The organism is Reyranella sp. (assembly GCF_036558665.1).
Taxonomy (GTDB): domain Bacteria; phylum Pseudomonadota; class Alphaproteobacteria; order Reyranellales; family Reyranellaceae; genus Reyranella.
Window position 1 is genome coordinate 60464 of the sequence record NZ_DATBFE010000038.1, and the last position, 23708, is coordinate 84171.

Sequence of the window (23708 nt, forward strand, 5' to 3'; positions counted from 1 at the left end):
GCGCGGAACGGGCGAAGGTCACTTGCCGCACGAAGCTACAAAACCATGACCGGACCTGTGGACAAGCGTCAGGTCTGTGCATCGAGCGCATATCCCGCTGCCCGCACGGTGCGGATCAGGTCGGCGTTGTTGCCGCCGTTCAGCGCGATGCGCAGGCGTCGGATGTGGACATCGACAGTGCGCGCCTCGACATAGACCTCCTTGCCCCACACCGCGTCGAGCAGCTGCTCGCGCGAGAAAACGCGGCCGGGGTGCTCCATGAAATGACGCAGCAGGCGAAATTCAGTCGGTCCGAGATGGATGGGCTTGCCGCTCCGCGTGACTCGATGGGCGACGAGATCCATGACGATATCGGCGTAGTTCAGTGCCTCGTCGGCCAGGGCTGGGCGTATGCGCCGCAGCACCGCGCGGATGCGCGCCACGAGCTCGGTCGGCGAAAAGGGTTTGGGGACGTAGTCGTCGGCGCCGGCATCGAGTCCGCGCACGCGGTCGCCCTCCTCGCCGCGCGCGGTCAGCATGATGATCGGCAGGTTCGCAGTCGCGGTCTTGCGGCGCAGCTGGCGGCAGACCTCGATGCCCGACATCAGCGGCAGCATCCAGTCGAGCAGAACGAGGTCCGGCGAGTCCTCCTGCACCGAAGCCAGCGCCTCCTCGCCGTCATACGCCACGGAGACGTTGAAACCGGCCTGCTCGAGATTGTAGCGCAGGAGCTCGACGAGCGCGCTCTCGTCCTCGACGACCAGTACACGCGGCTTCGTCGATGTCGTCCGCATCTCACGGCGAGAGGGCGTAGTTGCGGTCACGCTCATGAGGCGGCATCCGTTGTGTAGAGCGCGCTGCTGCCTTTGCGGCGAGCCTCGGCAAAATTCTGGCCGGTACTCCGGAAGTTCACCAGCTCGGCGATGTTGGTGACATGGTCGCCTGCCCGTTCGATGTTCTTGGCCATGAACATGAGATGGGTGCACGACGTGATGGTGCGCGGATCTTCCATCATGTAGGTGAGCAGCTCGCGGAACAGGCCGGTGTAGACCTGATCGATCTCCTCATCGCGGTTCCACACGTCGCGCGCCTTGGCGACGTCATCGTCGGCGAAGGCGTCGAGCACGTCCTTCAGCGCGCCTCGTACCAGGCGGCCGAGGCGGTCGATGCCCGCCACAGCCGCGGCCGGCGCCACCCCCTGCGACAAGACGATGCTGCGCTTGGCCGTGTTCTTGGCGTAGTCGGCAATGCGTTCCAGCGCCGCCGCGATCTTGATCGACGACAGCACCACGCGCAGGTCGACCGCCATAGGCTGGCGCAATGCCAGAAGCTTCACGGTCTGTTCCTGTACGGCCACGTCGAGGGCGTCGACGCGCGCATCGTCGGCAATCACCTCCTCCGCGGTCGCCGTGTCGCGCTCGCGCACGGCGGCCAGCGCCTTGGCGAACTGGCTTTCGGTCAAACCACCCATCTCGTTGATCGTGGCGTTGAGTCGCTCCAGTTCCTGGTCGAAACGCTTCAGAATGTGGTCGCTCGCCATGTCGAGGTCCCTTTCACGATTCCGTCAGCCGAACCGGCCGGTGATATAGGCTTGCGTGCGCTTCTCGGTTGGCGCCGTGAAGATCTTCTCCGAGACGCCGAACTCGATCAGCTCGCCGAGGTACATGAAGGCGGTGAAGTCGGAAACGCGCGCCGCCTGCTGCATGTTGTGGGTCACGATCACGATCGTGTAGTCCTGCTTCAACTCGTCGATCAGCTCCTCGATCTTGGCCGTCGAGATCGGGTCGAGCGCCGAGCAGGGCTCGTCGAGCAGTATGACCTCGGGCTTGACGGCAACGGTTCGCGCGATGCACAGGCGCTGCTGCTGGCCGCCCGACAGGCCGAGGCCCGATGCGCCGAGCTTGTCCTTCACCTCGTCCCACAGCGCAGCGCGGCGCAGGGCCAGCTCGACGCGAGAATCGATCTCTGCACGCGGCAGCTTTTCGTACAAGCGGATGCCGAACGCGATATTCTCGTAGATCGACATCGGAAACGGCGTCGGCTTCTGGAACACCATGCCGATGCGTGCGCGCAGAAGATTGATGTCCACGTCCGCGTCGAGAAGGTTCTCCCCGTCGAACATCACCTCCCCGGTGGCGCGCTGGGCCGGATAGAGATCATACATGCGGTTCAGGACGCGCAGCAGGGTGGACTTGCCACAGCCCGATGGACCGATGAAGGCCGTCGTCTTGTTGGCGTAGAGCGAAAGGTCGATCCCTTTGAGGGCGCGCGTATCACCATAGAAGAATTCGAGATTGCGGATCGAGACTCTTTCGATGAGCCCTGCAGGATTGGCGCCGGTTGGGACGCCAACCGGCGCGGCGGGAGGCGCGTTGGGCGAGGCGACGTTCATGTTCTTCTCGCGGTGAGAGTGCGGGCGATGATGCTGAGCGCCAGGACGGAGACGGTGATCAGGAGCGCCCCCGTCCAGGCGAGCCGCTGCCACTCCTCGTATGGCGACAGCGCGAACTGGAATATCACGACCGGCAGGCTAGGCATCGGCGCGTTCATATTCAGGCTCCAGAACTGGTTGTTCAGAGCAGTGAACAGAAGCGGCGCGGTCTCGCCACTGATGCGCGCGACGGCGAGCAGAACGCCGGTGACGATGCCGGCGCGCGCCGCGCGGTAGGCGATGCGCACGATCATATGCGCGCGCGGCAGGCCGATCGACGCTGCGGCCTCGCGCAGCGTATCAGGCACCAGCAGCAGCATGTCCTCGGTGGTGCGTACCACGACCGGAATCACGATCACGGCCAACGCCACCGCGCCGGCGTAGCCCGAGAAATGGCCCATCGGCACCACCATGACCTCGTAGATGAAGAGGCCGACCACGATCGACGGCGCGCTCAGCAGGATGTCATTGATGAAGCGTACGACACTCGCCAGCTTGCCGTGCCGGCCGTATTCGGCGAGGTAGGTCCCGGCGAGAATGCCGATCGGCGTACCGATGGCGATCGCCAGCACCGTCATGGCGATGCTGCCGACGATGGCGTTCAGCAGGCCGCCATCGGAACCCGGCGGTGGTGTGTCCCGGGTGAACACCGCCAGCGACAGACCATCGAGGCCGCGGAAGACCAGCACGGCCAGGATCAAAACAAGCCAGCCGAGCCCGAAGGCGGCCGCCGCATAGGCGAAGCCCTTGGCGACGGCGTCGCCGAGACGACGCTTTGCATAAAGGGTGCCGGTGCGGCTGCTGGCCATGGGTCAACGGCCTTCCTGCTGGAGACGCAGCAGCATATGCCGCGCGATTGCCAGGACGATGAAAGTGATCATGAACAGGATCAGGCCGAGAGCGATCAGCGACGACGTGTAGAGGTCGCCTACCGCTTCCGTGAACTCGTTGGCGATCGAGGCCGAAATGGTCGTGCCGGGCGCCAGGATGGACGCAGAAACGTTGTGCGCGTTGCCGATCACGAAGGTGACGGCCATGGTCTCGCCGAGCGCGCGACCCAGCCCCAGCATCACGCCGCCGATCACACCCCCGCGGGTGTAGGGAAGGGTGACATGCTTGAAAACTTCCCAGGTGGTGCAGCCGAGGCCGTATGTCGCCTCCTTCAGGACTGCAGGGACCGCGTCGAATACGTCACGCGAGATCGCCGTCACGAAGGGCAGCACCATGATCGCCAGGATGAAGCCCGCCGTCAGCAGGCCGATACCGTACGGCGGGCCCGCCAACAGATCCTGCAAGCCGGGCACTCCGTCGAACGTTTCGATCAGGAAAGGCTGGACGTGCTTCTGCAGGAAGGGCGCGAAGACGAACAGGCCCCAGATGCCGTAGATGATGCTGGGAATGCCCGCCAACAACTCGATCGCTATGCCGATCGGCCGGCGCAGCCCCGGCGGGCAGAGCTCCGTGAGGAAGAAAGCGATCATCAGTCCCACCGGCACGGCAATCACCATGGCGATGAACGACGTGACCAGCGTGCCGTAGATCGGCGCCAGGGCGCCGAACTTCTCGGTAACGGGATTCCAGACTTCGGTGGCAACGAAGGAGATGCCGAAAGCCCTGAACGCCGGCACCGAGCCTATCACGAGCGCAAGCATAACGCCGCTCAGCAAGGCCAGGACCGCGAACACCGCGATGCGCGTCAAGTTCCGGAACGCAATGTCGGTCGCGCGCAGTCGATTCAGCGCGGACACCCGACTTGCGACGGTGCCCGCGACATTGGTGTCGTTCAATGCCACTTCTGACACTCTACGCTCCCTCGCGCAGGTTGAAAGGGCCCCCGCCCGCGCGGCCCAAAGGACCCCTTTTCAGGGCGTCGCGGCGAACAGCGGCTTGCCGCTGCCGTCCTTGATGTCCGCAGTCCACATCTTTTCGACGTCGGCGACGACATTGGCGGGCAGCGGCACGTAATCGAGTTCCTTCGCCATGTCCTGCCCCTTGCCGTAGGACCACGCGAAGAACTTCAGCGCCTCGCCCATTGCCGAGGGATCGGCCGGCTTCTTGTGCAACAGGATCCAGGTCGAGGCGGTGATCGGCCATGACTGCTCGCCGGCCTGGTTGGCGAGAATCACGCCGTAGCCCGGTTGTGACTTCCAGTCGGCGCTGGCAGCACTGGCCTGGAACGTCTCGAAGGTCGGCGACACGGTCTTGCCGGCCTTGTTCGTCATTTTCGTAAAGGTGAGCTTGTTCTGCTTGGCATAGGCGTATTCGACGTAGCCAATGGAGCCCTTGGTCTGACCAACGTTGTTGGCGACGCCCTCATTGCCCTTGGCGCCAATGCCGGCCGGCCACTGGACCGCTGTATTGGAGCCCACCTTCGACTTCCACTCGGGACTGGCGTCCGCAAGATAGTAAGTGAAGTTGAAGGTCGTGCCCGATCCGTCCGAGCGGTGTATCAGCGCGATGGCCTGGGACGGCAGCTTGACGCCCGGGTTCAGCTGCGCAATGGCAGGATCATTCCATCTCTTGATCTCGCCGAGGTAGATCCTGGCAAGCGTGGCGCCATCGAGCACCAGATCGCCAGGCTTCACACCCTCGATATTCACCACCGGGACGATGCCGCCCATGATGATCGGGAATTGTGCGAGACCGGCCTCGTCAAGCTCCTTGCCCGGCAAGGGCGCGTCGGAAGCGCCGAATGTCACGGTCTTGTTCTTGATCTGCTTGATACCACCGCCTGACCCGATCGACTGATAATTCAGCCCGACGCCGGTCTGCTTTTTGTAGGCATCCGCCCACTTGGCCAAAATCGGATAGGCGAAGGTCGAGCCGGCGCCGGACAGGTCTCCGGCATGGGCTGTCCACGACGACGTCGCCAACGTGGCGGCCGTCGCCAAAGCGGCAATCCCGATGAATCTCACGAGTCCTCTCCCTTGTTCGAGTCGAACGCGACTGCACTAGGAGGCTCAGGTCTCTTCCCTATGACAGTTGTATGACAGTTCAATGACGGCCCCAGGGGGCCATAGACCACGGCCGAGGTTCTACTGTTCCCTGCCCAGGGCCGGCAGGATGACGGTAAAGATCGACCCCTTGCCCGGCGTGCTCCGGATATCCAACCGGCCGCGGTGGCGGTTCAGCACATGTTTGACAATGGCAAGGCCGAGCCCGGTCCCGCCAAGCTGGCGGGAGCGGGCCGCATCCACACGATAAAAACGTTCGGTGAGGCGCGGCAGATGCTCAGCGGGAATGCCGTCACCCTCGTCGCCGACGGCGACGCAAACGCGGCCCTCCTCGACCGGTCGCGCTTCCACACGCACCGTCGTCGAGGGTCTGGTGTATTTGATCGCATTGTCGATCAGGTTCTGGAACACGATGGTGAGCTCGTCGTAGTCGCCCACCGCTCGCGGCAGCGTGGGATCGATGGCGAACTCGACTGCGACATCGCGCGACGACGCCTTGAGTTGCAGCAGATCCCGCACACCCGCCAGCACGCGGCCGAGATCGACGGCGGCCTCGGGCCGGGCATGTTCGTGTTGCTCGATGCGCGATAGCATCAGGAGGTCGTCGACCAGGCGCCGCATGCGATCGGCCTGCTCGACCATGATGCCGAGGAAGCGATCGCGCGCCGGCCCATCGTCGCGAGCCGGGCCGCGCAACGTCTCAATGAAACCCAGCAGTCCCGCGATCGGAGTTTTGAGTTCGTGGCTGGCATTGGCCACGAAATCGGCGCGCATGCGCTCCGCCCGCCTGAGCGCTGTCGTGTCATGCAGCACGATCAGGGCCAACGATCCGTCAGCCGCGGCGCGCGGCAGCCGACGGACGTGGGCGATCACGTCCAGCTCGGGTGCCCCCGACAGCACGAGCTCGACGGCCGCCTGGTCCGGTCCGATGAAATCGCCGCCTGCCACCGCGAGAAGGGAATCGATCGCCGAAAGCAACTCGGGATGGCGCAGCACCGTCGACAGATCGCGGTCGGCGACGATTGGCCCCAGCACAGCGAGAGCGGCGCGATTGGTGCGCACAATGCGTCGTTGGCGATCGACCGCGATCAGCGGGTCGGGCAGCCCATCGACGATCGCCTGTGCCGAAGCGGCAAGATTGTCGATCGAGGCCCGCTGGCGACGCCACCCCGCGGCCAGCGTTGCTGCAGCGGCCGCGAGCTCCTCGGTGGCCGGTGCGAATTCGAGCCTCGGCATCGTCGGCTCCTCTTCGCCGGAAAGCTCGCTCACGAACCGGGCGAACCGCGCGAGGGACGCGAGGTAGCGCTGCACCAGGATGACCGAGACGACGGCAATACCGGCTGCCGCGATCAGCGCGGGCCCCACGGCGAGCGCGCCGCCCCAATGAAGCCCGGCCAGCGCGGCATAGGAGGGTGCCAGAACGACGGCATTGGCGGCGAGATGGCGGCTGAGCGGGAGCGCCTGGTCGGGCATCCTCCCCTCCTACTCCGGCGCGGTCAGACGCGCGAGGGGTGGACCGACATCTTCGCGCCCTTCCGGCGCTCTTCGAGGCGCTGCAGGACGACGAAGAAGGAGGGCACGAACAGCACGGCGAGAAACGTCGAGGCGATCATGCCGCTGAATACGCAAAGACCGAGCGAAACGCGGGCCGCGGCGCCGGCACCACTTGCCGTGACCAGCGGCACCACGCCGAGAATGAAGGCAAACGACGTCATGAGGATCGGCCGCAGTCGGGTTCTTGCCGCCTCCAGCGCGGCCTCCGCGATCGGCCTGCCTTCGAGCAGCCGTAGCTCGCGCGCGACCTCGACGATCAGGATGGCATTCTTGGCGCTGAGCGCGATCAACAGCATCAACCCGATCTGGGTGTAGAGGTTGTTCGCCGCGCCCAAGACACCCAATGCGACAGCCGGCCCGATCAGGGCCAACGGCACAGCGAAGATGACGCTCAACGGGGCGATCCAGCTCTCGTACTGGCCCGCAAGACAGAGGTAGACGAGCAGGATGGCAAGGCCGAAAACGTACAGGATCTGATTGCCGACGATGTGCTCCTGATACGACATCGCCGTCCATTCGTAGGCCATGCCCGGCGGCAGGGTCTGCTCGGCCACCTCGCCCATCAGGCCCATCGCCTCGCCCGAGCTGAAACCCGGGGCCGCCGCTCCGACCACCGACGCCGAGGGATAGAGATTGTAGAGGTTGATGATGGAGGCCCCTTGCGCCGGCCGCAGACGGGCAAGCGCGCCGATCGGCACCATCTTGCCGTCGCTGCTGCGGACATTGAGCTTCAGTATGTCCTCGGGCCGCGCCCGGAACTGCGAATCGGCCTGCACATAGACCTGGAGGCTCAATCCGAACTTGTTGAACCGGTTGACATACGTCGATCCCAGGTAGGCCGACAGGGTCGAGAAGACGTCGCCCACCTGAACCTTGAGGGTCTCCGCCTTGGAGCGATCGACCTCGACGTCGAGATGCGGTGCGCCGGCGCGGAAAGAGCTGATCGGGTTCGCGATCGCAGTCTGGGTGCGGGCCTGGTCGACGAGATCGCGGGCGACATCCTGCAGCTTCACCAGATCGAAGCTGCCGTCGCGCTGCTCGACCTGCATCTGGAAGCCGCTGACGTTGCCGATGCCCTGGATCGGCGGCGGTGCAAGCACGAACCCTCTGCCATCTTCCAGGGTCGAAAGAGCATGCATCAGGCTCTGGGCGATCGACCGGACGTCCTGACCCTTTTCCTTGCCACGGGCATCCCAGTCGGCAAGGACGATGTAGGCCACTCCCGCGTTGGCCAGGGCAGCATTGTTGTCGAGCAGCGACATGCCGGCGATCGTCACCACCTGCTGCACGCCCGGCGTAGCCTTGGCGATGCGCGTCACCTCCTGCAATGCCGCACTCGTGCGCTCGAGCGATGCGCCGTCGGGAAGCTGGACGCCAGCCAGCAGGTAGCCCTGATCCTCGTTGGGAATGAAGGCGCCGGGCAGGCGCGCCACGCCCCAGCCGCCGAGGCCGGCAAGCAACAAGGCCAGCAGCACCATCAGAGCGCTGCGCTTGACCATGCCGCCGACCATGAAGCTGTAGCCGCGCTCGAAGGAGTCATAGGCCGCGTTGAAGGCGCGGTAGAATACATTGCGCTTCTCGGGGGGCACGGCCGGGCGCAGCCACAGGGCGCACTGCGTCGGCTTCAGCGAGGCGGCGTTGACGGCGCTGATGAAGGCCGTGGCCGCGATCACCAGCGCGAACTGGGCGAACATCCTGCCGGTGAGGCCTGGCACGAACGACGCCGGTATGAAGACCGACATCAGAACGAGGGTGATGCCGATCACCGGTCCGAACAGCTCTTGCATCGCTTTCACCGCCGCATCGTGACCAGACATGCCGCGCTCGATATGCCGGGACACCCCCTCGACGATCACGATGGCATCGTCCACCACGATGCCGATCGCCAGCACGATGCCGAACAGCGTCGAAAGATTGATCGTGAACCCCAGGGCAGCCATGGCGGCGAAAGCGCCGATGATGGTGACTGGAATGGTGGTCGCCGGCACCAGCATGGCGCGCCAGTCCTGGAGGAACACCACGATCACGATCAGCACAAGGATGCCGGCCTCGATCAGCGTCATGAACACCTCGTGGATCGAGGTCTTGACGAAGGTGGTGGTATCGAAGGGCACGACATAGGTCAGGCCCTGCGGAAAGGCCTTCTTCAGTTGCTCCATCTTCCGGTGAACGGCATCGGCCACCTGAAGCGCATTGGCGCCGGGTGACTGGTAAATGGCGATGCCGGCGCCCGGCTTGCCGTCGAGTCGGAAATTCTGGGCATAGGTCTGGGCGCCGAGCTCGACGCGGGCCACGTCCTTCAACCGCAATATGCGGCCGCCGTCGCTGCCTTCCGATTTGACGATGATGTTTTCGAACTGCACAGGATCGGCGAGGCGACCCTCGATATCGACCGTGTACTGAAAGTTCTGGCTCTTGGCCGCCGGCGGCGTACCGACCTGGCCCGCGGTGACCGATTGGCTCTGCGACTGCACCACCTGAATGATGTCGGCCGGCGTCAGGCTGTAGCTGTAGAGCTTCTGCGGATCCATCCAGATCCGCATCGAATATTGGCCCGCCCCCAGCACCGTGACATTGCCCACGCCCGGCACGCGGGCCAGTTCGTTCACCAGGTTGATGGTGGCGTAGTTGCTCATGAACAGATTGTCGAACCGCTCGTCGGGAGAGCTGAGGGCCACGATCTCGAGGATCGACGTCGATCGCTTCTGGACGGTCACGCCCTGCGCCTGGACCGGCTGCGGCAGCGCGGCGAGGGCGGCGCTGACCCGGTTCTGGACCAGCACCTGAGCGAAATCGAGGTCGGTGCCGATCTCGAACGTCACGGTGAGCGTGTAGGCGCCCGAATCCGTGCTGGTCGACTGCATGTAGATCATGCGGTCGACCCCGTTCACCTGCAGTTCGATCGGCAGCGCGACATTGTTGACGACCGTGTCGGCGGAGGCGCCCGGGTAAGTCGTCGTCACCTGCACGGTGGGCGGCACGATATCGGGATATTGGGCGACCGGAAGACCGATCAGCGCGACACCGCCGATCAGGACGAAAAGGATGGCCAGTACGTTGGAGAGCACCGGCCGGTCGATGAAGAACTTGGAGATCATGGCCGCGCGCCCGTTCTGCTACTTCGCTGCAGGCGCCTGAATGACGGTCTGCTTCGGCACGACCTTCGCGCCGGGGATGGCGCGGCCGTTGGTCGTCACGACGACGCGGTCCTCCGCCGTCAGGCCGCTTTCGATGGTCCGGAGATTCCCGGCCAGGAGCTGCCCTGTCTTGACGCGCCGCTGCTCGACCACGTCTTCCTTGTCCACCACCATCAGGTAACGGCCGGCCTGATCTTCGGCCACCACACGGTCGGGCACCACCAGCACCGATTTCTCGGCGAGCCCGACCGGCACGCGCACACGCACGAAGAAACCGGGCAGCAGGGTGCGATCGCGATTGTCGAACACGCCACGCACCAGGATCGTGCCGGTCGCGGCGTCGACGTTGGGCGAGACATAGTCGAGGTGTCCCTTGTGCGGATAGCCCTCCTCGTTCATCAGCCCGATCTCGAGCGGAACCTTGCCCAGCTCCTCCAGCGTGAGCCGGCGGTTGGCAATGTTGCTGCGGATGTTGAGCGCATCCTGCTCGCTCAAATTGAACGAGACGTAGATCGGATCGAGCTGGACAATGGTCGCAAGCTTGGTCGGGCCACTGGCTCCAACCAGTTCGCCGACCGAGACCAGCCGCTTGGTCACGATGCCGTCGAACGGCGCCACCACGCCCGTGTAGTCCAGATTCGCCTGGGCAATAGCCAGATTGGCCGACTGGTTGTCGACGTTGGCCAGGTTCGAATCGCGCTTGGCCTTGGCCTGGTCGTAGCTGTTCTGCGCGGAAACGTTTTGGCGCAGCAGGGTCTCCTGCCGTGTGAACTCGGCCTCGGCCTGCAGCAACAACGCCTTGGCAGAGGCGAGCTCCGCCTCGGCCTGCTTGACCTTGGCCGCGTAGGTCGTCGGATCGATCTTGAACAGCGCCTCGCCCTTCCTGGCGAATTGGCCATCCTGGTACTCGATCTGCGTCAGAAAACCCTCGACACGGGCAACGAGGTCGACGGTGTTGATGGCCTGGGTATTGCCAGTCTGTTCGATATAGGGAACGACGTTCTGCTGCAGCGGCAGCGCGACCGAGACCTCGGCCGGCGGCGGCGCCACGAACTTGTTGTCCGGCTTGCAGGCAGCGAGTGAGAAAGCCAACGCCACCAGGGATATCAGAGAGACAGCCCCGCTACTTGCCATCGTCGATGTCTCCCCCGAAGCATCAGCTCTGCGATAGCGCATCCGCCAGCGCTTTGCTACTGCGGCCGCTGCGGCGGTGGCCGTTCCTCCCGCGCCGATGGTGGCGCGAACATGCGGATCGCGACCAGGCCGTAGATGAAGCCGCCGATATGCGCGGTCCAGGCGACGGGTTGGCCGCCGGCGCCCGGCGTTCCGCCAAAGATGCCGAAGAAGACGTTGAGCGCGATCCAGACGCCGGCGACCGGCAGGAGCGACGGCATGCGTCCCACCCGCCACAGCAGGACAAGCACGGCGCCGAACACGCCGCTGATGGCACCCGAGGCACCTACCACGGGATCCGACGAGTCGGGAAACGACAGGACATGAACGAGACCCGCCGCAAGGCCGGCGGATAAATAGAAGGCGACGAAGCGCCGAACCCCCAGGAACCGCTCCACCGGCGCGCCGAACGCGGCAAGGCTCAGCATGTTCACGCCGAGATGGACCCAGCCACCATGCAGGAATTGGTACGTGAACGGCGCTGCCACGAGCGACAGCCAGTCGGCGCCGGGCTGGCCGGTATAGGCCGTCGGCACCAACCCGAACTCGATCACGAGCCGGCTATCGACAGCCTCGCTCAATAGCTCGCGCAGGAGCTGGACGGCGACATTGAGGCCGATGATCCAGAGAATCGCCGGCGGCAGATTGATCGCGCGCTCGTGGGCGCCGCCGCGTTCGGGTCCATGGCGTCTGATGTCGTCGAAAGGCATCGGAGCTCCGTTCGATCCGTGGCGCTTGCTGACGACTGCTTAGCGCTTTAGGCGGCGCGCGCCCAGCCAAAGAAAGACCGCGCCCAAGGCGAGCGTGGGCGAGCCGCAGACGATGGCGAGGCCCCCATCCTCGCTGAAGGGATTGCCGTCGCTGACGGCAAGCACGCAACCCAGCGTCAGCAGCAGCACAACGGCGCCCGAAACCGCGAAGAACCAGCCGAGCGCGCGGTTCGGAGACGGTTGTGCCGGAGCGAACGAAGGCGGCGGTGGCGGTGGTCGCGGCGGATCGACGGGACCGCTCATCGTCGCGCCTCGGCCAACCGCCGATTGCCGGCCGCACCGGGGCGATAAAGGGTATTGTAGGTGTCGAACGGAATGATGCTGCCGTCCGGCGTCACGAAGTGAATGCAGGAGCGTTTGACATTGGCGAGGCAGAAATTGAAGCGGTCGAGGAATTCCACGATCGTGATCCGAAAGACATTCTGGTAACCCGCGCCTTCAGGCATCGGCACGTCGGGCAGGCAGCAGAGCAACGAGCCGAGCCGTTCACGGGTGTTGGTATCCGTGGTCGACAGCGAAAGGAGGTCGACGAAACGCTGGCGCAGCTCGGGATACTTCTCGAACGAGATTGCATTGGGAATGCTGGGCAGCAACGCCTCGCGTGGCACCAGCGAGGTGAGCGGAACTACCTTGTCGCCATCGCGCAGACCATAGCCGATCGAGATCGACGCCGGATTGCAAGGAAGCGGAATCATGTCGCCGTCGGCGAAAATGCCCGACTCCTCGACGATGCGCCGGCGAATCTCCGACAGCACGATCCGGTTGCGCCTGGGATCGAAGCCGTCGTTGCGACCGGCGTCCTGTACCGGCTGGAAGTTGATCCCGCGCACGCACTTGTAGGTGAGCGCATGGCGCACGATGTCGCCTATCTCCCGGTCGTTGACGCCGCGCTTCACCGTACAAACCAGCGTGGTCGAAATCTCGCGCGCCTCGAGATTGGCCAGCGCCTGCCTGCGAATGCGCGACAGGGCTGCGCCACGGATATTCCTCAGGGCGTCGTCGTTCAGGGAGTCGAACTGCAGATAGACTTCGAAGCCCGGCCTGAGACCAGCAAGCTCGTCGACGAACGTCTGGTCTTCGGCAATGCGGATGCCGTTGGTGTTCAGCATCACATGCCGGATCGGTCGGCTACGGGCCGCCGCCAGGATCTGGAGGATTTCCGGATGCAGCGTGGGCTCGCCACCCGAAATCTGGACGAGGTCCGGCTCGCCCTCGCTCGCCACCAGCGCATCGAGCATGCGGCTGACCTCGGCCAGGCTGCGATGCGTCGTGCGTTTGGGCGACGAATCGGCAAAGCACACCGGACAGGCCAGATTACACGCCTCGTTGATCTCGACGATCGCCAGGCACGAATGCTGCTCATGGTCGGGGCAAAGGCCGCAATCCCACGGGCAGCCGCGTTCCGTTCGGGTCTGCGGTGCCAGGGAACGATCGCCAGGTTTCAGATAGTCGAGCGTGCGGCGCCAGTAGACCGGATCATCCGACACCAGCGTCTTCATGACGCCGTGCTCGCCGCATCGCTTGAGGTAGTAGATGCGGCCTTCCTCCTCGACGATCTTGGCCGGCACGAGGCCGAGGCAGGTCTCGCACAGGGACGTCGTCTGCCCGAGGAAAAGATACGGCGCCGACTTTCGCGCTAGGCCGTCGTACATGCCCCGCTCCCGCTGCGGATCATCAGGGCAGCGTACAGGAGCACGGCAAGGCAGACCATGTGGAAGAGGTTCAAGGGCCCGATCACGCTGGCATAGGGCTTGAGGAACTCCCAGGCGAAGCGCTGCAGCGCGTACCACCCGACCGTCAGATAGAATCCGTTGGCAAGCCAGAAGCGATCGCGGGCACGGAGCCGCTGGATCAGCAGCACGAACATCGCGGCCATGGCAGCCGATTCGTAGAGCTGCACCGGATGGCGGGGGATGCCGTCGCCGAAGTCGACGCTCCATGGCAGCGAGCTCGGCGTGCCGTAGGTGAAGTCCGCCAGGCCGGAGAAAAAGCAGCCGAGCCGGCCGATGGCCACCGTGGCGGCGAACGGCGCGGCGAAGGCGATCCCGGTCGATCCCGTGACGCCGGTGATGCGCTTGAATGCCTCGACCGCAGCGATTGCGCCGGCAATGCCGCCCGCCATCGAGAAGCCCAGCGCATGCACGCCGGACAGCAGCGCATTGGCCGTGCCGAAGAACATGGCGCCGCAGAGCGCACCGGCGCCCGCGGCAACGGCGTAGGCTCCCGGATGGGGCACCTTGTGCGCCGGCAACGCGTCGGCAGGCAGAAGATGGCGCGTCGTCAGCCAGAACACCGTCATCGAGGCGACCCAGGCCGCGACGTCGAAGACGGCATGGACATAGGGCAGTCCGAAATAGCTCACCCAGTTTTCCTCCCCAACGAAGTTCGGGAGGTGGCACCGTCATACGGCGACGGGAGGGTCATGTTCGCTCGGCGTCGATTCATGACCCCTCCGTCCGCTATGCGGACACCTCCCCGCGCAAAGCGCAGGGAGGAATGGCTCTACTTCTTCGGCTCGCCCTGTCCGACGGCGAGCAGGCGCAGACGCAGCGCGTTCAGCTTGATGAAGCCTTCGGCGTCGCGCTGATCATAGGCGCCCTGGTCTTCCTCGAACGTCACATGCTGCATGGAATAGAGCGACCTGGGAGACTTGCGGCCGACCACCGTTGCATTGCCCTTGTAAAGCTTCAGCCGCACCGTACCGGTAACGTTCTCCTGGCTCTTGTCGATCAACGCCTGCAGCATCTCCCGCTCAGGCGAATACCAGAAGCCGAAATAGACGAGTTCGGCGTACTTGGGCATCAACTCGTCCTTGAGATGCGCTGCCCCACGATCGAGCGTGATCTGCTCGATGCCACGATGGGCAGCATGCAGGATGGTGCCGCCCGGCGTCTCGTAGATACCGCGACTTTTCATGCCGACGAAGCGGTTCTCGACGAGGTCGAGACGGCCGATGCCGTTTGCCTTGCCGAGTTCGTTCAGCCTCGTGAGCAACGTCGCGGGCGACATTGCCTTGCCGTCGATCGCCACCGCATCACCCTTCTGAAAGTCGAGCGTGATGTAAGTCGCCTTGTCGGGCGCCTGCTCCGGCGCGATGGTCCGCTGGTAAACGATGTCGTCGGCTTCTTGCCAAGGATCCTCCAAAATCTTGCCCTCGCTCGAGGAGTGCAGGAGGTTGGCATCGACAGAGAACGGCGCCTCGCCGCGCTTGTCCTTGGCGATCGGAATCTGGTGCTTCTCGGCGAACTCCAGCAGCTTGGTGCGCGAGGTGAGCTCCCATTCGCGCCACGGCGCGATCACCTTGATGTCGGGCTGCAGCGCGTAATAGGAAAGCTCGAAGCGCACCTGGTCATTGCCCTTGCCGGTCGCGCCGTGAGCCACGGCGTCGGCGCCCGTCCGGCGGGCAATCTCGATCTGGCGCTTGGCGATCAGCGGCCGGGCGATCGAGGTGCCGAGCAGATACTGGCCCTCGTAGAGCGCGTTGGCGCGGAACATCGGGAAGACGAAGTCGCGCACGAACTCCTCGCGCACATCGTCGATGAAGATGTTCTCGGGCTTGATGCCCAGCATCTCCGCCTTCTTGCGTGCCGGGCCAAGCTCCTCGCCTTGGCCGAGGTCGGCTGTGAAAGTGACGACCTCGCAGCCATAGGCCGTCTGCAGCCACTTCAGGATGACAGAGGTGTCGAGGCCACCGGAATAGGCCAGCACGACTTTCTTGATGTCGCCCTTCTTGTAGGGGCCGGTATAAGTAACGCTCATGGCTCGCCTCGCCGCCGCCGTGTCCTGAGAAGCGCGCGAATATAGCCGCCGACCTTCGTCCCGCAAGGCGCTATAATGGCCGCAAGACCCTGGAAATGGCTTCTTCTCTCGATCGACTCTCCTACGCGGCCCGTCAGGCCGCCCGCGTCGCCTGGTACGCCGGGCACTACGCAGCAGGGCGCCGGCTGCTGAAGCCTATGCCCAAGCCTGATTTTGCCATCGGGCCCATGCCGAGCCGTGGCGAGATGACCTCCGACATGCGGGCCCTGTTCGAGCGCGAATGGCAGGATATCGAGGCCGGCCTGTTCCCCGAGCCGCCCGCGCTGACCCCCGATCCAGGCGAATTCCTGCGCCGCAGCCTGCTCTATTTCAACGACCTGCCGAAGGTCGATGCCCGCCGCCACGGCGAGCTCGACCACGAGCTGCCGGTCGGCGAGCAAGGCGACGCCTTGCCGGGCTATTATCGGCAGAACTTCCATTTCCAGAGCGACGGCTGGCTCAGCGACCACTCGGCGACGCTCTACGACACGCAAGTCGAGGTGCTGTTCACCGGCGCCGCCGACGTCATGCGCCGGCGCGCGCTCAGGCCGATCGCCGAATGGCTGGCCGGCCGCAGTCAGCGTGGGCAGCGCGGCCTCGATGTCGGCTGCGGCACCGGCCGGCTGCTGGCATTCGTGCACAACGCCTGGCCGGGGCTGAGGCTGGTCGGCCTCGATCTCAGCGCGCCCTATCTCGCCGAAGCGCGCCGGCTGATCGGCCGCACCGCGCGCGTGAAGCTGATGGAAGGCGCAGTGGAGCGGCTGCCCTTCGACAACGCCAGTCTCGATCTCGTCGTTTCTTCCTTCCTGCTACACGAGCTACCGCGCGACATCCGTGTCCGGGCGCTTGCAGAGATGGCGCGGGTGCTGAAGTCGGATGGTCTCGTCGTGATCGTCGATTCCATGCAGAAGGGCGATCGACCCGACTGGGACGGCCTGCTTGACCTCTTTCCGCATTATTTCCACGAACCCTACTACGCCGACTATGTCGCCGGCAGTGTCGCGACCTGGGCTACCGATGCCGGTCTCACCGCCGTTGCAAGCGAACGCGCCTTCCTGTCGAAGGTGACGGCGTTCAGGAAAGATCCCTCGCCGCGCTCGGGATGACTCCGCCTTTGGTCAAAGACGCCGTCCCACTCCGAGCGCAGCGAGGGGCATTTCCTTCGACCAATCCCGTTACAGCCACGCCTTTTCCCGCCGGCCGCGGGCGCTGGCGCTCCTGAGCTGGCCGCACGCGGCAAGGATATCGCGGCCGCGCGGGGTGCGGACCGGCGCGCTGAGCCCGCCGGCGTTCACGATCTCCGCAAAGCGATGGGTGCGGTTGTTGGAGCTGCATTCATAGGGCGCGCCCGGCCACGGATTGAAAGGGATCAGATTCACCTTGGCGTGGATCGGCGCGAGAAGGCGCACCAGCTCCCGCGCATCGGCGTCACTGTCGTTGACGCCCTTCAGCATGGCGTATTCGAAGGTGATGCGGCGGCTGTTCCTGGCGCCGGGATAGGCGGCACAGGCGGCCAGCAGCTCGGCGATCGGCCACTTGCGATTGATGGGTACCAGCGTGTCACGTACCTCGTCGGTCACGGCATGCAGCGAGACAGCGAGATTGACGTCGAGCACCTCGCCCACCTTTGCAATCATCGGCACGACGCCCGAAGTCGACAGGGTAATGCGACGACGGGAGAGGGCGATCCCCTGTTCGTCCATCACGATCCTGAGCGCCGCCGCCACGTTGTCGAAATTGTAGAGCGGCTCGCCCATGCCCATCATGACGATGTTGGAGAGCATGCGCGTCGTCTCGATCGGCGTCGGCCATTCGCCGTAGCTGTCGCGCGCCACCATGAACTGGCCGACGATCTCGGCCGGCGCGAGGTTGCGCACCAGGGGCTGCGTCCCGGTATGGCAGAAGCTGCAGCTCAGCGTGCAGCCGACCTGGCTCGAAACGCAGACCGAACCGCGGTCCTCCTCCGGGATGTTGACGGTCTCGGCCTCGTTGCCGTCGCCAAAGCGCAGCAGCCACTTGCGCGTGCCGTCGACCGAGCGCTGCTCGGTCACGATCTCGGGCCGCCCGATCGCGAATCGCTCGGCCAGCCGCTCGCGCGTCTTCTTGGCGATGTTGGTCATCCGCTCGAAGTCGGTGACGCCGTGCCAGTAGATCCACTGCCAGACTTGCCCTGCACGGAACGGTTCGAGGCCCGCCTCGACCAGCGCCGCCTTCAGGGTCTCGCGCGGCAGCCCGACCAGATTCGGCCGGATGTCGTTGCGGCCGGCGAAGGGTTCGACAATTTGCAGCGGCTCGGGAGGCAGGAGGGCCATGGCTGGTTGAGATAGTGCATCGCCGTCCTGTCCGCCAGAGCCGCGCATCTCATTGCTTTGATTGCAGCTTTTGTCTGATGCGGGCCCTGCGCTTGTAGATCGGCTCGCCGAAGGCCGGCAAAGGGACCTCCTCGGTCGGCGGCCCTTCGGCGACTGGGCGCGGCGCGTAGCGGCCGAGCGTCAGCAACCGGTCGTACATGACGAGGGCCCCGGCGATGCCCAGATTCACTGAAAACCGGCTCGGGATCTTCACCACGTAGTCGCAGCAGGCTCGCACATCCGTGGACAGCCCCTCGCGCTCGGCTCCCAGGACATAGGCCGCCTGGCGTGGATGACGAAAGCTCGGCAACTCGATCGCGTCCTCGACGATCTCGACCCCGACCAAGCGGCAACCGAGCGGCAGACGGAAGGTGGAGAGGTCGGCGAAGTGGTAGGTGGGCACCGAGCGCGGTGTGTCCGAAGTATCGCTCAAGGAGCCTTCATGGCGGTTGTATTGAGCCCGAAGCGTGAACACGAAGGATGCACCGAACGCATGGGCTGTGCGGAACAGTGTTCCCACGTTCATGGCCTTACTGATGCCTTCCACCCCGATGCCGAAATAGCCTTTCATGGTCCCGCGTTTTGTTGCAGAAATCGGTAGGCACGCGTCGCCCGGCCCTGCGTTTGGGGGTAGCGCCGCCCCTGCCCGGAAACAAGGCTATAATGACCGTTCCCTCGCCGCTGGAAGACGTCCGCGCCCAATACGAAGCGTTGCCCTATCCGGCCCGCGACCCACGCGACGAGGCGGTCCGACTGATCACCGGCACGCCGAGCCACATCCTCGAGGTCAATCACTATCTCTTCGCCGGTCGGCTGAACTTCAAAAGGCCCTTTCGCGCGCTCGTCGCCGGCGGCGGTACCGGCGATGCCTGCATCATGCTGGCGCAGCAACTCGTCGATCGCCGTTGTCCGGGCGAAGTCGTCTACCTCGATCTTTCCACTGCCTCGCGCACGATCTGCGAGGCTCGGGCCAAGGCGCGCGGCCTGCGCAACGTCCAGTTCCTGACCGGCTCGCTGCTCGACCTGCCGCAAATGAACGTCGGCACATTCGATTACATCGACTGCACGGGAGTGTTGCATCATCTACCCGATCCTGAGGCGGGCATGCAGGCGCTGGCAAGCATCCTCCAGCCAGAGGGCGGCATCGGCGTGATGGTGTACGGCCAGTATGGCCGCACAGGCGTCTATCCCCTGCAGGAACTGTTGCGCACGCTCGCCCCGCCTTCGATGGCGATGGAAGACCGCATCGCCATGACCAAGCGGCTGATCCGCTTCCTGCCGACGACCAATCTCTTCCGCCGCAATCCCTACCTCAACGATCACATCACGGGCGGCGATGCGGGCTTGTACGACCTTCTGCTGCATAGTTGCGATCGCGCCTACACGGTCCCCGAGATCAGCCGGCTGGCGGGCGACGCCGGCCTGCGGGTCGTGGCCTTTCTCGAGCCCGTGCGCTACGAGCCCTCGACCTACATGAGCGACCCGGTGATCGCGCGGCAGGCGAGCTCGCTGCCGCTCATGGAACGGGCCGCATTCGCAGAACGCCTGGCGGGCAATCTGCGCACCCACATCTTCTATGCCACGCGCGCGGGCTACGACACGGTGGCGCGGCCGGAGGACACGCAGGCGATCCCGGTGCTGCGGGAGATGGATCCCAAGAGGCTTGCGGCGGGATTGCAACCGGGCACGCCCCTGGTCGCCAACCTCGACGGCTTTCCCTGGCGCGCGCAGTTGCCGGCGCTTGCGCCGCGCATTATCGCCGAAATCGACGGCCGGCGTTCGGTGGCCGAGATCTATACCTCCCTCGGCGCCCAGGGCAGCCTGCCGCAATGGGAAGAATTTTACGCCCAGTTCGAGGACCTGTACGTCAAGCTGAACGGCGTCAATCACCTGTTGTTGCGCTTCAGGCCCTGAGCCGGCGCTCCATCAAGCGGCGCTCGGGTTCGGTGCGGGCAAGCGCCGTAGCCGCTTCGAAGTGGCGGCGCGCCTCCTCACAGCGGCCCAACTCCGTCAGGAAGACGCCGCGCGCCGCTTCACCATAGGGGCTGCCGTCGATCGTGGGCAGCGCGGCGAGACCGGCGGCTGGTCCTTCGGCACGGCCCACGGCCACCGCGCGAGCCAGGGCGACGACGGGAGAGGCATCGAGGTCGCTCAGGTGATCGTAGATCTCCGCGATGCGGCGCCAGTCGGTCTGCGCAGTACTCGACGCCGTGGCATGCAGCGCCGCGATCTCGGCGCGCAGATGCCATACCGTCAGCTTGCCGCCCCGTGCGGAACGCTCGAGATGCGCGAGGCCGAGCGCGATCAGGCCATGGTCCCATTGATCGCGCGGCTGGTCCTCCAGGAGCTGTGCCACACCATCCAGTCCCACGCGGGTCGGCAACCGTGCCGCCGTCATGGCGAGAAGGGCTGCCAGCGCGTCGCTGGCGGGACCCGCCGTCATCGGATGCTGCGCCAGCGCCCGCGCCAATCGCACCGCCTCGACGCAGAACTCGGGCTGCACCAGCGCCGCGCCGGACGAGGCGGAATAGCCCTCGTTGAACATGAGGTAGAGCGCCGTGCGCACGGATTCGGCGCGATCGGCGAGAAGGTCGGGCGGCGGCGTCTCGATCGCGACGTTGGAGGCTGCGAGCTGCCGTCGCGCGCGCGCCAGGCGCTGGGCGATGGCTGTCGGCTCGCTCAGGAGGCCGCTCGCGATCTGCGTCACGGTAAGGCCGCAGACGGTCTTGAGAGCAAAGGTCACGCGCATTTCCGGCGACAACGCGGGATGGCAGACCGCGAACAGAAGCGCCAGCTCGTCGTCGCTGAGCTCGCGATCGAAGCGACCTTCGTTCTCTGCACTTGCATTGGCCAGCGGCATCAGTTCATCCGCCAACAGAAGGCGCCGCGCCTCGGACCGCGCCAGATCGAGGGCACGATTCCTCGCTACGACCGACAGCCAGGCCTCCGGCTTTGCGGGCACTCCCTTGAACGGCCAGGTGGAAAGCGCCTGCAGGAGGGCATGCTGGACGGCGTCCTCGGCGACTGCGATGCGACCTGCGCCCAGCCGCCGCGCCAGGGCGGCGACCAGCCGGCTCGCCGAATCGCGGGCCAGCGAATCGACGAGCCGGTTGATTTCGACGCCCATGTGGGCGCTCAGCTCGCCGCCGCGGCCTTGCGCACGTCTTCCATCGACTCGATGGGCCGGATCTCGATCCAGTTGGTCGGCGCAAGGGCAAGATGCGGGCAATCCTGGACGATCGCCTCGACTTCGGCCGTGTCGCGGGCCTCGAGGACGAAGTAGCCGCCGATCACGTCCTTCGCCTCGGCATAGGGTCCATCGCTCACGACAGGCTTGCCGTCCTTGGCCCGGACATGACGGACGCCGCCTGCGGCCAGCTTCTCGCCGCCCACCAGCTTGCCCTTCTGGCGCAGCGTGTCCGCCCAGGCCATGTAGCGCTTGGTGACTTCCAGCATTCTTTCGCGCGGCAGGTCGACGTTGTAGTTGGGAACCTGGTGCAAGAGCAGCATATATTGCGACATGTCGATCTCCTTCGGTTGGTGACGGTCCACCCCGTCATCCCATCGACGTTCCGTGTACGCCCGAATCGACATCCTTTTTCGTTATTTCTTGAGCGCCTCAGGATTGATGACGTTGATCGGCTTGCCCTCGAGCCAAGCCTCGATGTCGGCGATCGTGCCCTCGTGGAAGTGGCGGTAGCTCTCTTCGACGACATAACCGAGATGCGGCACCAGCGTGACATTGTCGAGCCTGGTGAGGGGATGCCCGGCGGGCAGTGGCTCCTTGTCGTAAACGTCAAGGCCGGCGTGGGCGATGGTGCCGGTGCGGAGAGCGGCAATCAGAGCAGCCTCGTCGACGATCGGACCGCGCGAGGTATTGATCAGCATCGCGGTCCTTTTCATCTTGGCGAGGTCGGCCGCACCGATCAGGCCGCGGGTGCGGTCCGACAGCACGAGATGGATGGTGACGAAATCCGATGTCGACAGGAGCTCGTCCTTGCTTACGAGCCTGGCCCCGCCCTGCCTGGCCTTCTCCTCGGTGAGGTTCTGGCTCCACGCGACGACCTCCATGCCGAACGCCCTGGCATAGCCTGCGACGCGGCTGCCAAGTCGGCCGAGGCCAATCACGCCCAGCCGCTTTCCCTCGAGTACCACCATGTTCCGGATGCCGTCGTGCCAGCCGCCGGAGCGCATCAGCCGCTCGCCCTTGGCGAGGTCGCGCGCACAGGACATCAGCAGCGCCCAGCACAGCTCGGCCGTCGAGGCATTGGAGCCGCCACCCGGCGTGTTGGAAATCGGAATGCCACGCTCGGTGGCGGCCTTGTCGTCGAGGCTCGAGGCGCGCGCGCCGGTCAGCACCATGAACTTCAGGTTGGGCAGCTTCTCGATCAGCGCCCGCGGAAAAGCCGTGCGCTCGCGCAGCAACTGCAGCACGTCGAATGGCGCCAGCTTCTGCGCCGCGTCGTCGATCGACCTGAAGGGCTCGTTGAATACCGTGATCTCGACGCCGCGTTTGCGCAACCTGTCCCAGTCGGCGAGCTTCAGGGCAACCTTCTGATAGTCATCGAGCAGGGCAAGCTTGATGGTTTGCGGCATGGCGTATCCTGGGAGAGAATGCTGGAAACCCGATCGGGTCGGGCGCCACTATAGCCGCAGGAGGCGGTCGTGAGCATCACCGTCACGCCGACGCATCCCGAGTTCGTTGCCGAGCTTTCCGGTGTCGATCTAGCGCAGCCGCTTGAGCCAGGCGACCGCAGCGCCATTGAGGACGCCATCAACCGCTACGCCGTCGTGGTCTTTCACGACCAGAAGCTTACCGACGACCGGCAGATCGCCTTCGCGCGCCATTTCGGGCCGATCCATTCCTCGGCGCAACGGGCGCGGCACAGGAGTCTCAAGCATCGCCTGGCCTCCGACGAGATCGCCGACATCTCCAACCTCGACGGCGACAACAAGGTGATGGACCAGAATGCGCGCCGCCGGCTCGACTGGCTGGCCAACCGGCTCTGGCACACCGATGCGTCGTTCCGGGCCGTGCCGGGTGCGCTGTCGATGCTCTATGCGCATGTCGTTCCCGACGAGGGCGGCGATACCGAGTTTGCCGACATGCGCGCAGCCTACGATGCCTTGCCAGAGGCGAAGAAGAAGGAGGTCGACGGGCTGGTGGCCGAGCACTCGATCTGGCACTCCCGCGGCCAGCTCGACGTCACCCGATATTCGCCGGAGGAACTGGCGAGCCTTCCGCCGGTGCCGCAGCGGGTGGTGCGCATACATCCCGGTTCGCATCGCAAGACCCTCTACATCGCCAGCCACGCATCGCACATCATCGGCATGCCGGTGCCGGACGGCCGTTTGCTGCTGCTGGATCTGATCGAGCACTCGACGCGGCCCCCATTCGTACATGCCCATCGCTGGCGGCAAGGCGACCTGGTAATCTGGGACAACCGCTGCACCATGCACCGCGCGCGGCCGTTCGACACCACGAAAGTGCGCGACTTGCGTCGCGTCACCACGCGCGACGTCGCCTCGACCCTCGAGCAGGCTGCATGATGGGGGGCGGA

22 protein-coding genes are annotated in these 23708 nt (G+C 65.1%); 3 read left to right on the top strand and 19 right to left on the bottom strand.

Annotated features, from left to right (window positions below; genetic code table 11):
* Positions 1 to 68: 68 nt before the first annotated feature.
* From phoB to VH499_RS05855, 14 genes are all read right to left on the bottom strand, one after another.
* Complete coding sequence (gene phoB, locus VH499_RS05790; protein WP_332051747.1) at positions 69 to 773, bottom strand: phosphate regulon transcriptional regulator PhoB; 705 nt, start codon at positions 771 to 773, stop codon at positions 69 to 71.
* Between the two features lie 32 nt (positions 774 to 805).
* The gene (gene phoU, locus VH499_RS05795; protein ID WP_332051748.1) at positions 806 to 1519 is read right to left on the bottom strand and encodes a phosphate signaling complex protein PhoU; all 714 of its coding nucleotides are present in this window, start codon (positions 1517 to 1519) and stop codon (positions 806 to 808) included.
* Between the two features lie 24 nt (positions 1520 to 1543).
* Entirely contained in the window at positions 1544 to 2371 is an 828-nt protein-coding gene (gene pstB, locus VH499_RS05800) for a phosphate ABC transporter ATP-binding protein PstB (RefSeq protein ID WP_332051749.1), read from the bottom strand.
* Positions 2368 to 3219, bottom strand: a complete 852-nt coding sequence (gene pstA / locus VH499_RS05805; protein WP_332051750.1) for a phosphate ABC transporter permease PstA — start codon at positions 3217 to 3219, stop codon at positions 2368 to 2370. The genes pstB and pstA overlap by 4 nt, the downstream gene beginning before the upstream one ends.
* 3 nt (positions 3220 to 3222) lie before the next feature.
* Positions 3223 to 4158, bottom strand: a complete 936-nt coding sequence (gene pstC / locus VH499_RS05810) for a phosphate ABC transporter permease subunit PstC (RefSeq protein WP_414709751.1) — start codon at positions 4156 to 4158, stop codon at positions 3223 to 3225.
* A gap of 114 nt (positions 4159 to 4272) precedes the next feature.
* Positions 4273 to 5316, bottom strand: a complete 1044-nt coding sequence (gene pstS / locus VH499_RS05815; protein ID WP_332051791.1) for a phosphate ABC transporter substrate-binding protein PstS — start codon at positions 5314 to 5316, stop codon at positions 4273 to 4275.
* 129 nt (positions 5317 to 5445) lie between these two features.
* Positions 5446 to 6837: an ATP-binding protein gene (locus VH499_RS05820; protein ID WP_332051751.1), complete on the bottom strand. Its 1392-nt coding sequence runs from the start codon at positions 6835 to 6837 to the stop codon at positions 5446 to 5448.
* A 23-nt stretch (positions 6838 to 6860) separates the two neighbouring features.
* A complete protein-coding gene (locus VH499_RS05825) occupies positions 6861 to 10016 on the bottom strand; it encodes a multidrug efflux RND transporter permease subunit (protein ID WP_332051752.1) in 3156 nt (1051 codons plus the stop codon).
* A gap of 18 nt (positions 10017 to 10034) precedes the next feature.
* A complete protein-coding gene (locus VH499_RS05830; RefSeq protein ID WP_332051753.1) occupies positions 10035 to 11153 on the bottom strand; it encodes an efflux RND transporter periplasmic adaptor subunit in 1119 nt (372 codons plus the stop codon).
* 92 nt (positions 11154 to 11245) lie between these two features.
* Positions 11246 to 11938 (bottom strand): rhomboid family intramembrane serine protease, encoded by a 693-nt coding sequence (locus VH499_RS05835; RefSeq protein WP_332051754.1) that lies wholly within the window; start codon positions 11936 to 11938, stop codon positions 11246 to 11248.
* A 39-nt stretch (positions 11939 to 11977) separates the two neighbouring features.
* Positions 11978 to 12241 carry a hypothetical protein gene (locus VH499_RS05840; protein WP_332051755.1) on the bottom strand — a complete coding sequence of 88 codons (264 nt, stop codon included), beginning with the start codon at positions 12239 to 12241 and terminating at the stop codon, positions 11978 to 11980.
* On the bottom strand, positions 12238 to 13650 hold the full coding sequence (locus VH499_RS05845; protein WP_332051756.1) for a radical SAM protein: 1413 nt from the start codon (positions 13648 to 13650) through the stop codon (positions 12238 to 12240). The genes VH499_RS05840 and VH499_RS05845 overlap by 4 nt, the downstream gene beginning before the upstream one ends.
* Positions 13635 to 14360, bottom strand: coding sequence for a prolipoprotein diacylglyceryl transferase family protein (locus tag VH499_RS05850; protein WP_332051757.1), 726 nt, complete (start codon positions 14358 to 14360; stop codon positions 13635 to 13637). The genes VH499_RS05845 and VH499_RS05850 overlap by 16 nt, the downstream gene beginning before the upstream one ends.
* A gap of 140 nt (positions 14361 to 14500) precedes the next feature.
* Entirely contained in the window at positions 14501 to 15757 is a 1257-nt protein-coding gene (locus tag VH499_RS05855) for an argininosuccinate synthase (protein ID WP_332051758.1), read from the bottom strand.
* 95 nt (positions 15758 to 15852) lie between these two features.
* Between VH499_RS05855 and VH499_RS05860 the strand changes: the two genes are divergently transcribed.
* On the top strand, positions 15853 to 16902 hold the full coding sequence (locus VH499_RS05860; protein WP_332051759.1) for a class I SAM-dependent methyltransferase: 1050 nt from the start codon (positions 15853 to 15855) through the stop codon (positions 16900 to 16902).
* Between the two features lie 69 nt (positions 16903 to 16971).
* Here VH499_RS05860 and rlmN read toward each other — a convergent pair whose 3' ends face one another.
* Complete coding sequence (gene rlmN, locus VH499_RS05865; RefSeq protein ID WP_332051760.1) at positions 16972 to 18108, bottom strand: 23S rRNA (adenine(2503)-C(2))-methyltransferase RlmN; 1137 nt, start codon at positions 18106 to 18108, stop codon at positions 16972 to 16974.
* Positions 18109 to 18157: 49 nt separating this feature from the next.
* Positions 18158 to 18718, bottom strand: coding sequence for an RNA methyltransferase (locus VH499_RS05870; RefSeq protein WP_332051761.1), 561 nt, complete (start codon positions 18716 to 18718; stop codon positions 18158 to 18160).
* A 92-nt stretch (positions 18719 to 18810) separates the two neighbouring features.
* On the opposite strand from VH499_RS05870, the gene VH499_RS05875 reads away from it, so the two are divergent.
* Positions 18811 to 20061, top strand: coding sequence for a class I SAM-dependent methyltransferase (locus VH499_RS05875; RefSeq protein ID WP_332051762.1), 1251 nt, complete (start codon positions 18811 to 18813; stop codon positions 20059 to 20061).
* On the opposite strand, the gene VH499_RS05880 is transcribed toward VH499_RS05875, so the two are convergent.
* From VH499_RS05880 to VH499_RS05890, 3 genes are all read right to left on the bottom strand, one after another.
* Positions 20051 to 21274 carry an RNA polymerase sigma factor gene (locus VH499_RS05880; protein ID WP_332051763.1) on the bottom strand — a complete coding sequence of 408 codons (1224 nt, stop codon included), beginning with the start codon at positions 21272 to 21274 and terminating at the stop codon, positions 20051 to 20053. The genes VH499_RS05875 and VH499_RS05880 overlap by 11 nt on opposite strands.
* A gap of 8 nt (positions 21275 to 21282) precedes the next feature.
* Complete coding sequence (locus tag VH499_RS05885; RefSeq protein WP_332051764.1) at positions 21283 to 21669, bottom strand: YciI family protein; 387 nt, start codon at positions 21667 to 21669, stop codon at positions 21283 to 21285.
* Between the two features lie 81 nt (positions 21670 to 21750).
* Positions 21751 to 22743: a D-2-hydroxyacid dehydrogenase family protein gene (locus VH499_RS05890; RefSeq protein WP_332051765.1), complete on the bottom strand. Its 993-nt coding sequence runs from the start codon at positions 22741 to 22743 to the stop codon at positions 21751 to 21753.
* A gap of 69 nt (positions 22744 to 22812) precedes the next feature.
* On the opposite strand from VH499_RS05890, the gene VH499_RS05895 reads away from it, so the two are divergent.
* Positions 22813 to 23697 carry a TauD/TfdA family dioxygenase gene (locus tag VH499_RS05895; protein WP_332051766.1) on the top strand — a complete coding sequence of 295 codons (885 nt, stop codon included), beginning with the start codon at positions 22813 to 22815 and terminating at the stop codon, positions 23695 to 23697.
* The last annotated feature ends 11 nt before the right edge of the window (positions 23698 to 23708 follow it).